At 37.7% G+C, this 12,651-nt stretch carries 10 protein-coding genes and 2 riboswitches; of the genes, 4 read left to right on the top strand and 6 right to left on the bottom strand.

The window, feature by feature from the left end; translation table 11 throughout:
• A partial coding sequence (locus tag LQ50_RS13545) for a flagellin N-terminal helical domain-containing protein (protein ID WP_034630223.1) occupies positions 1–847 on the bottom strand: 847 nt, incomplete at its 3' end.
• A gap of 265 nt (positions 848–1,112) precedes the next feature.
• Positions 1,113–1,199: riboswitch (cyclic di-GMP riboswitch) on the top strand.
• A 93-nt stretch (positions 1,200–1,292) separates the two neighbouring features.
• On the opposite strand from LQ50_RS13545, the gene LQ50_RS13540 reads away from it, so the two are divergent.
• The 4 genes from LQ50_RS13540 (at position 1,293) to motB (ending at position 5,191) form a co-directional block, all read left to right on the top strand.
• Complete coding sequence (locus LQ50_RS13540) at positions 1,293–1,754, top strand: chemotaxis protein CheX (RefSeq protein WP_084138805.1); 462 nt, start codon at positions 1,293–1,295, stop codon at positions 1,752–1,754.
• A 103-nt stretch (positions 1,755–1,857) separates the two neighbouring features.
• Positions 1,858–3,546, top strand: a complete 1,689-nt coding sequence (locus LQ50_RS13535) for a methyl-accepting chemotaxis protein (protein ID WP_052144760.1) — start codon at positions 1,858–1,860, stop codon at positions 3,544–3,546.
• Positions 3,547–3,657: 111 nt separating this feature from the next.
• Complete coding sequence (gene motA / locus LQ50_RS13530; protein ID WP_034630220.1) at positions 3,658–4,458, top strand: flagellar motor stator protein MotA; 801 nt, start codon at positions 3,658–3,660, stop codon at positions 4,456–4,458.
• Positions 4,451–5,191, top strand: coding sequence for a flagellar motor protein MotB (gene motB / locus LQ50_RS13525; protein WP_034630218.1), 741 nt, complete (start codon positions 4,451–4,453; stop codon positions 5,189–5,191). The genes motA and motB overlap by 8 nt, the downstream gene beginning before the upstream one ends.
• Positions 5,192–5,304: 113 nt before the next feature.
• Here the strand turns inward: motB and LQ50_RS13520 are convergent, their stop codons facing one another.
• The 5 genes from LQ50_RS13520 to LQ50_RS13500 all read right to left on the bottom strand — a co-directional run bounded on the left by LQ50_RS13520 (position 5,305) and on the right by LQ50_RS13500 (position 12,389).
• Positions 5,305–7,002: a methyl-accepting chemotaxis protein gene (locus LQ50_RS13520; protein ID WP_034630216.1), complete on the bottom strand. Its 1,698-nt coding sequence runs from the start codon at positions 7,000–7,002 to the stop codon at positions 5,305–5,307.
• A gap of 160 nt (positions 7,003–7,162) precedes the next feature.
• On the bottom strand, positions 7,163–7,564 hold the full coding sequence (locus LQ50_RS13515; RefSeq protein WP_034630213.1) for a flagellar basal body-associated FliL family protein: 402 nt from the start codon (positions 7,562–7,564) through the stop codon (positions 7,163–7,165).
• A 32-nt stretch (positions 7,565–7,596) separates the two neighbouring features.
• Positions 7,597–8,331 (bottom strand): COG3415 family protein, encoded by a 735-nt coding sequence (locus tag LQ50_RS13510; protein WP_034630211.1) that lies wholly within the window; start codon positions 8,329–8,331, stop codon positions 7,597–7,599.
• Positions 8,332–8,441: 110 nt separating this feature from the next.
• Positions 8,442–8,522: riboswitch (cyclic di-GMP riboswitch) on the bottom strand.
• 30 nt (positions 8,523–8,552) lie between these two features.
• Positions 8,553–9,863, bottom strand: a complete 1,311-nt coding sequence (locus LQ50_RS13505; protein ID WP_034630209.1) for a methyl-accepting chemotaxis protein — start codon at positions 9,861–9,863, stop codon at positions 8,553–8,555.
• A gap of 33 nt (positions 9,864–9,896) precedes the next feature.
• Positions 9,897–12,389, bottom strand: coding sequence for a sensor domain-containing protein (locus LQ50_RS13500; RefSeq protein WP_052144759.1), 2,493 nt, complete (start codon positions 12,387–12,389; stop codon positions 9,897–9,899).
• Positions 12,390–12,651: the final 262 nt, after the last annotated feature.

The raw sequence follows: 12,651 nt of genomic DNA, 5'->3' as shown, positions 1-12,651 counted from the left end.
TTGCTGTTCCAGTATTAGTTCCTCCACCAAGTGTTGTACTATCCATTTGATTAATATCTACAGTTAGACTTTGAGCACTATTTGCTCCAATATGGATTACCGCTCCGCCAGTTGATGTACCAGTACCTGTAGAAGCTGCAGTTACCTCTATTGACCATTCATCATTAGCAGCAGCAGTAATTCCTGAAATATCTAGTTCGATACCATCTACAGTTGCTGTTCCAGTACTCAAATCAATTGTTTGTGCACCAGTTCCATCACCCTTATCCAACGTGAAAGCTGTACCGTCAGTGGTAGCTAATGTCCATGTTCCTGTTTCTCCTGTGAAAGTGGACGGGTCTGTAATAGCAATATTACCACTTGTTCCTGTCGTCTGAGATGATACTGCATCAGCAGTAGTTGCTGTTCCAGTAGTTCCACTACTTGTCAAATCACCATTTAATAGTTTTTTTGTATTAAATTCTGTATCCGTAGAAATTCTATCAATTTCCTCAATTAATTGGTTCATCTCTTTTTGAATTTCTTTTCGATCAGTAAGGGTATTCGTATCATTAGAACTTTGTACAGATAGTTCACGCATACGTTGAAGAATGTTTTGTGTCTCTTGAAGTGCACCCTCAGCTGTCTGAATCATAGAAATACCATCTTGAGCATTACGAGACGCTTGATCTAAACCACGAATTTGTCCACGCATTTTTTCAGAAATTGCTAAACCTGCTGCATCGTCCCCTGCTTTGTTAATACGAAGACCTGAAGCTAGCTTTTCCATTGAATTTGAAGCTGCTTTTTGATTAGCTCCCATTTGACGGTAAGACGTTAACGCTGGAATATTATTATTAATAATCATTATAAATTTCCTCCTTGAATTTACACCCTCCACGTCCTTGTGTCGGGATCTTTAGTTTTAAGCCTCCAGCACATATTCGGCCGCCATATGCACTTTCAGCTTTACAATAATATTATCGGCACCTGATTCAACATGTTTAGGACTTTTTTAATCTTTTTTTATATTTCTAGATTTTTTTCGTTATGAACTTGTAGAAATATGTTGAAACCGGTTGAATTAGCACATTTTTCAGTATATGATGATAAGGCGAAAGTTCTATAATTAAATAGGAAAAAGGCAAACTACTCGAAAGTGTAGGACGCAAAGCCTAGGGACTAAGGTATATTCATACTATGTTCGCCTGGTTGCCAAGTAATAGTTTGTTCAACATACTCTATTTGGCTATTCCTCTTTTTAGGAGTAGTCATTTTTACTATTCATATCTTATTAAGAAGGAGGATCACAAATGATTTCTACAACAGACATGACCTATCAAACAAACATTCACTTCATCCAAGGAATCATTACCTCTATGAAAAATGTCGTTCCTCTTCAAATAACCAATTCCTTTCCGAAACGATTAGAACATTCAGTAGTAGTCGACTATGGTGTTTCTATTGAACTTATAGGCGATATGAAAGGGAAATTAGTCATGACTGGAGATGTAGCGGTTTTTTCAGCTATTGGTCAATCGATGTTTGGGATGCCACTTGAAGGAGAGATGTTAGATTCATTCATTGGTGAGTTAGGCAATATGATCGCCGGTAGTTTTTCGACCATCCTTGTGGAGTACGGTGTGACGACGGATATTACCACCCCTTTTGTCATAAAAGAACATATCGTACTAGCCGAGTTTGACAAAGGAATGCAAGTCCCCCTCTCATTCCAAGACACCGGAGATATGGACATTTACTTATTACTAGATTAATCACAGATCTACTAACTCTTACTTGGAGGTTCACAGATGAAATTACGCAAAGAGAAAAAGTCACAAATTAAGAAACAAAAAAAGCAAAAAAACAACTACGTTTATGAATTTTACCATTCGAAAAAAATTGATTACTAGCTTTGTTTTGATTTCGATTTTGTTTGGAGTTGCTAGCTTTATTTCCTATTATAACTTAAAGCAAACGAATCAATCTTTTACATATTTAATTGAAACGGTGTCAGAAGTCCGCTCGATTAGTCAGGAAATTGAAGCACTAACTAGTGATCAAGCAAACGATCTTAACGCTTATTTCCTATTTGAAGATGAATCGTTTATTGACGAAATGCATAGTAATAACCGCGAAGTACAAGGTTTAATCGAAAGCGCTCGAGAGTTGACTTCTTCAGAAGAGGCGCTTACCTATATAGATAGACTTTCTACACTCAACAATATTTTCTTAAGTGAATCAGAACGAGCAATTAACATTTCAAGATCGATTCATGATCATGGCATTCGAGTAGCCAATGAAAATGTTTTGCCTATTAGCATGGAAATGCGTGAAGTATCTCGAGCTCTTACTTCGTTTGAAGAAGAGAGATTAGACGAGGTCCAGGCGGAAACAACTCAGTCCGCACAAGCTGCGGCTATCTTAGTTGTGATCGTTAGTGCCATTGCTTTTCTGTTAGCTATTATTAGCGGGATTTTCGTCGCTAATCTCATCGCAAAACCTATTTTCAAACTAAGTGGCGTTGCAAGGCAAGTGGCTTCGGGTGATTTAACGGTTTCACGAATTACCGTTAAGAGTAAGGATGAAATACACGATCTAAATGAATCGTTTAACCAAATGACCGATAATTTACGAGAAATGATTTCAAGCATTCAGACGAACTCTGAACAAGTAGCAGCTTCATCCGAGCAGCTTAATGCAAGTGCGAACGAATCGGCAAAAGCAACCGATCAAATTACCGAATCCATCCAAGCTGTTGCCTCCGGCGCTGAAAATCAAGCAGAGAGTACATCTACTGCAAATAATACAGCCAATGAAATTTCGGCAGGGGTGGAACAAATCGCGCGAAACATCTTTTCTGTTTCAGAAGCAACAAGTACCGCTCAACAAAAGTCAAATAATGGGTTAGAAATCGTTGAAAAAACCATGAATCAAATGAATGCGATTAACAACCAAGCTGTTGCCACATCGACGGTGATTTCGAACTTGGAAGAAAAATCGAGTGAAATTGGCAGCATCATATCTCTCATTACAGCAGTTTCTGATCAAACGAATTTGCTTGCATTAAATGCAGCGATTGAAGCAGCAAGAGCTGGCGAGCATGGTAGAGGATTTGCCGTTGTTGCGGATGAAGTTCGGAAATTAGCTGAACAGTCTCATCAATCGGCTGGGCAAATTAGTACGCTAATCCAAGATATTCAGGCTGATATTAAACAATCGGTTACATCGATGGCTGAAGGAAGCAACACGGTCCAGCAAGGTCTTGTTTATGCAACAGAAGCTGGAGATGAGTTTAAAGAGATCTCCTCATCCATCAATGACATTTCCGTTCAAGTCGACGAAGTGTCGATCGCTGTCCAACAAATCGCTATGGGCACGATGAACATGCTTGAGGCAATTAAAGAAGCTTCTACAATTGCGGAGAACGCCTCTTCGTACTCGCAAAATGTCGCTGCATCAGCCGAAGAACAAACGGCAACGATGCAAGAGATTTCTGCGTCTGCTGAGATGTTATCGAGAATGGCTGAAGAATTACAAGAGACGGTAAAGAAGTTCAATTTATAACAGAAAAGCAGAGGTGATCGAACTCCTCTGCTTTCTTTTTTAGATAGCCCTTCGTGCAAAATAACTAACGAAGCGAATACAACATAGACTTTAATAAGAACAGGTGAAATTATGGACAAAACATCAATTTTTGGCATTATTTTAGGGGTACTAGCTGTTTTATTTGGGCTTTACTTCAAAGGAACAAGCTTCGGGGTTTTACTGAATCCTGCTGCCATTATTATTATTTTTGTTGGTACGGCTGCTACGATTCTTATTGGGTTCCCTGGTAACGAAGTAAAGAGAATTCCTAAATTGTTTGGCGTATTATTTAAGAATCGCAAGGATCCTGATGTTAGTAACTTGATCCAGTTATTCTCTGACCTTAGTTTAAAAGCCCGTCAAGAAGGTCTCCTAGCGTTAGAACAGGAATTCAAGACCGTTGAAGACCCCTTCTTAAAGCAAGGAATAAAAATGGTCGTTGATGGTCAGGATCCTGATTTTATTCGAGATACCATGGAAGAAGAGTTAAATGCGATTGAGGAAAGACATGCATCTGGAGCACTTATCTTTACCCAAGCGGGCACATATGCGCCTACTCTTGGCGTACTGGGTGCTGTTTTAGGATTAATTGCTGCTCTTGGTGATTTAAATGATATCGATGCATTAGGCTACGCGATAGCGGCTGCATTCGTTGCGACTTTATTTGGGATATTCACAGGGTACGTGCTTTGGCACCCATTTGCTAATAAATTAAAAAGGAAGTCAAAGCATGAAATCATGGTAAAAAGCCTAATGATTGAAGGTGTGTTATCGATTCAAGCTGGTGTTCCTCCTCGTGCCATTAAAGATAAATTAATCGTCTATATTCCACAAGCAGAACGCAGCGAAGTGGCAGACGATACAAGTCAAGGAGAGAGTGTTAATGGCTAGGAAAAAGAACCATCATGAAGAGCACGTAGATGAATCGTGGTTAATTCCTTATGCTGATATGCTGACCTTGTTGCTAGCCCTTTTCATCGTATTATTTGCTGTAAGTTCGGTTGATGCGGAAAAATACCAGCAGCTGATGGTTGTGTTTAATGAGAACTTCCAAGGCGGGAGTGGGGTTTTAGAACAGCCCGTTCCAGTTCCTGATCATAGCAAAAGTAATTCTGATGAAAACAAAGACGGAGAAACGGATTTAAGTCAACAAGAACATCATGAACTTCTCAACTTTAAAAATGAGTTTGATCAATATATTCTCGAGCAAAATCTCGGATCTGAGCTCGAAACGAAGTTATCTGAGGATGGCTTACTTATAACCATTTTAGACAATGCTTTGTTTCACTCAGGCAGTGCAAATGTGCGAGCTGATGCAGTAGATTTAGCTGATAAGGTATCTGAATTGCTTGTTACCGATCCACCACGAAACATTGTTGTAGCAGGGCATACAGATAATATTCCCATTAACAATGCTGACTTTCGCTCTAACTGGGATTTAAGTGCCCACCGCGCACTGAGCTTCATGAAGTTATTGATTGAAAATGAAGAATTAGATCCAAAAAATTTAAGTGCGACTGGATATGGTGAGTATCACCCTGTCTCAACCAATGAGACAGAAGAAGGTCGGAGTAAAAATCGACGCGTAGAGGTATTAATTTTGCCGAATTATAAGTTAGACTAATCGTTTTCTTTAAGGTTTAAGAATAGACATCTAAGTAAGGGGGTGCCTCAAAAGGTCAAAATCAGACCTTTTCAGACACCCCCTTGATTTATATAACAATTCGAATCTGACGTTTAAACTCTAAATTTCTTTACAGACTCCTTAAGTTCCTCAGCCATTCCTGAAAGTGTTGTCGCAGAGGCTGAAATCTCTTCCATTGTGGCATTTTGTTCCTCGGCTGCAGCAGCTACTTCTTGAGAATAAGCAGACGACTCTTCAGCAATACCAGCTGCCTCATCAATAAATGATACCATTGATGTCATTTGGTTGGTTACTTGTTGAATATTACCCATTACTTCTTGAATTTGAGCTGTTACATCTTGCACAGATACAGAGATCCCTTCAAACTCATCCCCTGCCCTTTCAACAGCTATTGAGCCCTCACGAACAGCGCTTCTCGTTTCATCCATTGATCTGACAGATTGACTAATTTCATTTTGAATTTCTAGAATTAGTGATTGAATTTGTCCTCCTGACTGACTAGATTGTTCTGCTAGCTTGCGGACTTCGTCTGCCACCACGGCAAATCCCCTACCTTGCTCTCCTGCTCTCGCTGCTTCAATAGCAGCATTTAAAGCCAGTAGATTCGTTTGATCCGCCACTTCAGTGATGAGCGTGACAACATTTCCTATTTCGCTAGACTTTTGTCCTAACCGTTGTACAACCTTTGATATTTCATCTGCTTTCGTACTAACCAATTTCATTTTATTGACCGATTCTTGAATCACACTATAACCAGATTTTGATTTTTCTTTTGTCATCATAGCCGATTCAGTTACCTTGTTAGCGTTATTAGAAATTTGGTTCATGTTTTCTGATATTGCCGCTGCTGAGTGATTCGCTTTCCCTGTAGTTGAAACTTGACTCTCAGAACCTGCTGCAATGGATTGAATAGATTCAGAGATTTGATCAGTAGCTCGACTTGTTTCTTCTGCCCCAGCTGATAGTTCTTCAGAAGAAGCTGCTACTTGCTCTGATGTTTCAATAACTTGCTGAATTAACGCTGATAAATTATCTTTCATAGAGTTATAACTTCTAGATAGTTGGCCTATCTCATCTTTGTAATTATCCTCTAAACTTGTTGTGAAATCTCCATTACCAGCTGATTCGAGCGCTGCTTCTACATTTGATAGTCTTTTCTTTATTTGTTTAGCGAATAATATAACTACAATAATGGCTATTCCCAGCCCAATAGCAAGGACCATCACAAGGCCGGTAATAATGTTTGAAATGGTTTCATCAATAAACTCTTGAGACACCCCAACAAACCACATCCCGATCGTTTCTCCATTTCTATCAACAATAGGTTGATAAGCCGTTTGGTTCATGACACCCGCTACATTTGCTTCACCAAAGTAGTCCTGACCATTTTGTAAAACCGTTTCAATTACAGCGTCAGAAGCTTGTGTTCCAACTGCTCGCTGACCATCTATTTGTACGTTTGTACTTACACGTGTATCACCTTGAAAAATCGTAACTGTTCCACCTGTCATCTCAGCAATATAATCAACCATTTCAAAGTTGTCATTAACTAATACATTTCCTTTGAGTAATCTGCCATCCTCAATTTCCCACTCACCTGGGAACTTTTGCTCAATGGCTTGATAAGACAGGTACATATCAGAACGCGCTTTCTCAATAGCACTTTGTTTAACTCCATCTGTTACTAATAAATGAACGACAAAACCAACCACGACTGAAAAGACCAAAAAAATAGCAATAACAAGTAAATTAATTTTTGTTGCTAACTTCAAGTTGTTAAATGTTTTCATTTTTTACCATCCTTTTTAATCATTAATCCTTTGAATTACAACACATTTCATATATTTCCACTATGGAAATAGTAGTATATAAATATTAAAGAAGAAGGTATCGAAGGAATCATTTTTCAACCTATACCTTCTTGGATACCTTCTTTATGAAGGATAAGCATTACTGCAAAATCTTTTCTGTTAAATAAACATTTTTCACCTCACCTGTTGTAAGGAGCGAACCAATACTAGCCATAATGGTGGCTTCAATCCGTTCAATCCCATCTTCACTCTGTATCTCTTGTCTCTCTAAAGATGACAGAGAATGAATCATTTTGTTTTCAATAAGCGGATAGGCATTTTCCAGTTCAGAATAACTTTTCTTTGAATCCGTTTCAATTGCAACCGCGAGCTGCAAATGAGAACTATTTTGAATGGTGATGATCATGTTATCTGTTTGAAAGATTCGATCTTCTAGTGTAGCAAGGTCATTATTAGTAGAATGATCCTTATTTTGTAAATAGATAATACTTGATAGACCAACGACAAGAACTAGTAATATTGAAATAAGAATTTTTTGCATGGAATCTTCCTTTACCTTAAATTTAAACTAACTTATTTGTTCTTTTCATTATTTAAATGCCTACTGATTGTAGATACTGACACGTTATAATATTGGCTTATTTCCTGAAGCGTCTTCCCCTGTTCGTCATAAAGTTGTTTCCATCTTGGTAACATCGTTTTGATCGTTTTTGTACATGTTCTCTTATTTCGAATCGTTACAACATCTTTTATATTTCGATAAACGGTATCAACACTTACATCGAACTTATTCGCTATGTATTGAAAGGAAAGCCCATCGTTGTAAAGCTTGACCCACTCTTTAATAAAAGGCTCATACACGTTTTGATTATTCGTATTGACTAAGTTTACTTCATCTTTAATTACGTTCAATACAACCTTTGGGTGGTAATTAAAACTACTTCCTATCGTTTTTAAACACTTGCCTTTTTTATATAAAGATACCCATGCCCACTTTAATTCATTAATAACAGGCTGGATCTCTTTGTATACATTCGTCTTCACAGCTGTCTCACTAACTTGATATTTTCTTGCAATATCAGCAAAGGTTTTTCCTTTTTGATATTCACGAACCCATTTTTTTATAGAACCCTCGCTAAAACGGCTGCTCATTCTTTTTTCCACTTTGCCTTTTATATATTTAGAAACCGTTTCTGGTTGAACATTATATTGCTTTGCGATGGCAGAGAAAGTAAGTCCCTCATTATTATAAAGTTGAATCCACTCTTCCTCTAAATGCGCATATTGTTTGACTCTACCTCTTGACATGTTACCTTCTTAACCCCTTTTACTATCAATATTCAAATTTGCTTCTTCAAAAAATGCATAAAAAAGAGATGGACACCTAAAAAACAGACAGCCACCTCGTATCAGTTTTTTTCGGCAACCCGGCTGCCATAGTCGTCCTTAGGCCCGTGGCTTTGCGTCCTTCTCTTTCGACAAGTTTGCTATTTTCGTTTAACGGTATTAATTTTTTTCAATATAAAATGTTACCTTCGATTAGTAGAGATTTGAAATTTTCTTACCAACTCATCTAACCCTTTTGATAAGTCCTCGAGCTCCTCACTCATACCTGATAACTGATTCATCGTTTCCGTCTGTTGCTCAGTAGAAGCAGCTACCTCCTCTGTGCTAGCTCTTGATTCCTCCATAACTGCAGACGTATTGGTAATGGAATCATTTATTTGTTCACCACGACCTGTTAACTCTTTGATCGTTTGGCGGATTTCGTGTGATTGTTTTTTTATAACGGTCGTAGCTACGTTAATATTTTTAATCGTTTCTCCTGTATGCTTGACTTCTTCAACCATATTAATAATTTCAACTTCACTAGTCTGGGCATCCTCAACAATATCTGTAATACTACCTTGTATATCCTGAACGAGTTGCTGAATTTGAACCGTTGATTCCTTTGATTGTGTAGCCAGTTTTCTTACCTCATCTGCCACAACAGCAAAGCCCTTTCCATGCTCTCCTGCTCGTGCCGCTTCAATAGAAGCATTTAAAGCAAGTAAGTTGGTCTGCTCGGCAATCCCGTTAATAATAACAATAACATCATTGATTGCCTTTGACTTTGTATTAAGGAGCGTCACATTTTCTACGGTTTCACCGACCTTATTTTTTGTAGATTCTGCTCTTTCTATTGAACTGGAGATGGCTTCCTCTCCTTTTTGAACATAATCGATAACATTAGACGCAGAATCATCAACCTGTTCAATACTTACCGCAAACTGCTGCAAGCCCGCTGACATCTCTGTTGCTTCATCTGCAATTTTGGCAACTTCACTCGTCAATTGCTCCGTGCCTGATGTGAACTCTTCCGTACTCGCTGCGATTTGTTGGGATGATTCTTGTGTTTCTTTTAATGACCCTTTAAAATCCATCGTCCGGTTAGAAAGAATTTCACTTGAAGCTTGAATCTCGCTGATCAATGTTTCCATTTGATCCGCCGTTCCATTAAAAACCTCACTCAATGTTTGGAATTCGTCTCCTGATTTTAGTGTAATCCGTTTTGTAAAGTCGTTATTATTGAACGCTAACGCTAGTTCTGTTAGCTGTTCAAGAGGCTTCTTCAGTATTAATCGTATAATAAAGAATGCTCCTACAGCTCCAAGAATAATGGTAACAGCAGCTGTAATGATATTAAGCAATAGAAGATTTTCAATATAGGCCTGCATAGTTCCCGTCACTGTTGTACTTAGTGACGTAATAACAAAAATAAGAAAAACAATCATCAGCGTTAGCTTCGCTTGTAAATTAAGGCGTAAATTCTTCTTACCATTCCTTTGCTCATGTTTCATTTTTAACTCTCCCTTTTATGATCTACTATGCTATTAACAATATATAAATTCTTTTTCTAGCAATGTTTTAAACTCTGTCGCCGGAACAGGCTTACTGAACAAGTACCCTTGAATTTGGTCACAGCCTTTCTCTCGTAATAGCGTCAATTGTTCTAGTGTTTCCACACCTTCTGCAACGACCTCTATCCCTAATCCGTGAGCAAGATCGATGACACCTGAGGTAATAACTTCATCTTGTTTTTTCTCAACAATTTGATTGATAAAGAGTCGATCAATTTTTAACGTATCGATATTTAACTCTTTCAAATGTGTTAAAGAAGAAAAGCCCGTTCCAAAGTCATCTAGTGCCACTTTTATTCCTAAGTTTTTTAATTCTGCTACTTCCTGTATAACCTTCTCCATGTTAAAAAGGAAGGAACTCTCTGTTATTTCAAGCTCTAATAGGTGCGGGTTAACGCCCGTTTCATGTAACAGTTTTTTTATTTTGGGGATAATGTCATTTCTTAAAAAACCTTGTGCTGAAATATTAATCGAAACCGGTGATACTGGAACCTTTTCTTTCTGCCACGCTTTCAACTGATTACATACTGTCTTGGCTACCCAATCACTGATTTCTAAAATTAATCCGTTTTCTTCAGCTAATGGAATAAATTCTATCGGTGGCACAAAACCAAGCTCAGGATGATTCCATCTAATTAATGCTTCAGCACTAAGAATTTTCCCTGTATGTGTACAAACACGAGGTTGATAGTATAATTCATACTCATTATTTTTTAGCGCTTTTCTCATATCAGTTTCAAGAAAATAGTGTCTAGAGGGCTTTCCTCGCATCGTGTTACTGAAAAGCTGAACATTGTTCTTGCCCAATTGTTTCGCCCGATTCACTGCTGCCTGCGTATTATTTAACAGAATTTCTATCGTCTCTCCGTGCGTAGGAAAGAGACTAAGACCAATACTAGCGGACAAATAAAGCTCAAACCCTTTTATTAAAAAAGGACTTAATATGGATTGATGAATGGCATTTGCAAACTCCTTCACATTAGCCACTAATTCTTCCGTTGTGACAATAACAGAGAATTCATCACCAGCCATTCGTGCAACCAGGTTTCCTTCTGGTACCAATTGAGTTAACCTTCTTGAAACCTCGATTAACAATTCATCCGCAATTAAATGCCCAAAGGTCTCATTGATTTTCTTAAAGCGATCCAAATTTACATAAAGGATAGCAAATTGCCTATCATTTTCTGACGCTTGAATGAGTGTGTCGTGAATGATATGGTCAAACATTCTTCTATTAGCCAGGTTCGTCAAATGATCACGATGTGCTAAATAGTTCATCTTTTCTTCAGCTTGTTTTTGATCTGTGATGTCTGAAATAATTCCGTCTAGTCTAATAAGTACCCCTTCGTCATCTAAGACAGGAATCGTATGGTCAGCGACCCATTTAATTTCACCAGAACTATGATAAATACGGTATTGGTGACGAATATCTCTTCCTTGCTCGAGCATCTTTTGGTTATTTAGTACACCTGGAAAGTCATCAGGATGAATGACCTTTTGCCAGAAATCTCGATTGTTCTCCAGTATATCCGTAGAATACCCATAAATATCTTCAAAACCTTTTGTACAAAACAGCACGTTGTTCGTTGCGATATCTACAGACCAAATAGCCACTTCAAGCTTGTTAAAGATAAGTTGCTTTTGTTCCTCGCTTTTTCTTAATAGATCCTCCGTTGTTCTCTGAGTGGTAATATCCTGAATCGTACCAATGAGGCGAACTGCTTTTCCCCTTTCATCTACCATCACATCTGCCTGTTGGCTTAACACTCGTTTTTTTCCGTCTGAACCGAGAATGCAAAACTCAACTTGAAAGCTTTCACCTTGCTCTAATGCCTGTTCAAAGATTTGAATAAAACGGACACGATCATTTGGATGGATGAAGGAGAGAAAACTACTGTAGGTTGGAATAAAGGAGGAGTTTTCCGGTAGTCCAAAAATACGGTACATATGTTTTGACCAAAACGCTTTGTCTTCAACTACGTCATAATCCCAACTGCCTGTATTCCCTATCATTTGCATGTGATTAAGACTCTCTTGGATTTTTATTAATTCTCGTTCTTGTTTTTTTTCTTTCGTAATGTTTTTACCAATTCCAATAACACCCATTATTTTATTATCATGCTTAATAGGGATGGTTGTCATTTCAATTTCAAGCGGATTACCTTCTCTCTGCTTTATAGCGCATGTAAAGGTGTCTGGTCTTCCTTTTTTTATGTTACTTAATGCTGAAAAAAGCTTATATGAATCATCCTTTGATACGAACTGAAAAAAGGATAGGTTTTGAATTTCCTTTGATGGATAATCAATTAATTCTTCCAATTTAGTGTTTGTACATAATATGGTTCCATTTAAATCTAGGACAAATGCTATTTCAGTACTATGAATAAGAATAGTTTTATATGTTTCAAGCGCTTCTAGGTCAACAGTCGTTATAGAAGTATCAAAAAAGTTTTGTAGTGAATCCATATAACCACCCTGTCTAGTAAATTAGTCACATATCTTACTGATCATTTTACAGGAAGAAGCCAAATATTTATGTCGAAATTTGTAGTATAAAGACATTTTTTTATGTTTTTATCCATTTTACGAATAGTCAGAATCTAATTTTGTCGAATATACAGGTAAATTTACCCAGTAGCATAAATAGCACAAAATACTAAGAGATTTCATCCTCGTACAGCTTTCAACCAACCGTGCATTGAATACTACATCTTAAAATAGAGAGGAA

This window comes from Halalkalibacter okhensis (assembly GCF_000787375.1).
Taxonomy (GTDB): Bacteria; Bacillota; Bacilli; order Bacillales; family Bacillaceae_D; genus Halalkalibacter; species Halalkalibacter okhensis.
Note: the sequence above shows the minus strand (reverse complement) of the source record. Positions and strands in the feature narration are given on the sequence as shown.

Bases quoted from the DNA above. Each gene is read 5' to 3' on its own strand.
- LQ50_RS13515 (WP_034630213.1), bottom strand. From the start codon at position 7,564: ATGCAAAAAATTCTTATTTCAATATTACTAGTTCTTGTCGTTGGTCTA.
- LQ50_RS13505 (WP_034630209.1), bottom strand. From the start codon at position 9,863: ATGAAACATGAGCAAAGGAATGGTAAGAAGAATTTACGCCTTAATTTA.
- LQ50_RS13540 (WP_084138805.1), top strand. From the start codon at position 1,293: ATGATTTCTACAACAGACATGACCTATCAAACAAACATTCACTTCATC.
- LQ50_RS13510 (WP_034630211.1), bottom strand. From the start codon at position 8,331: ATGTCAAGAGGTAGAGTCAAACAATATGCGCATTTAGAGGAAGAGTGG.
- LQ50_RS13500 (WP_052144759.1), bottom strand. From the start codon at position 12,389: ATGGATTCACTACAAAACTTTTTTGATACTTCTATAACGACTGTTGAC.
- motA (WP_034630220.1), top strand. From the start codon at position 3,658: ATGGACAAAACATCAATTTTTGGCATTATTTTAGGGGTACTAGCTGTT.
- LQ50_RS13520 (WP_034630216.1), bottom strand. From the start codon at position 7,002: ATGAAAACATTTAACAACTTGAAGTTAGCAACAAAAATTAATTTACTT.
- motB (WP_034630218.1), top strand. From the start codon at position 4,451: ATGGCTAGGAAAAAGAACCATCATGAAGAGCACGTAGATGAATCGTGG.
- LQ50_RS13535 (WP_052144760.1), top strand. From the start codon at position 1,858: ATGAATTTTACCATTCGAAAAAAATTGATTACTAGCTTTGTTTTGATT.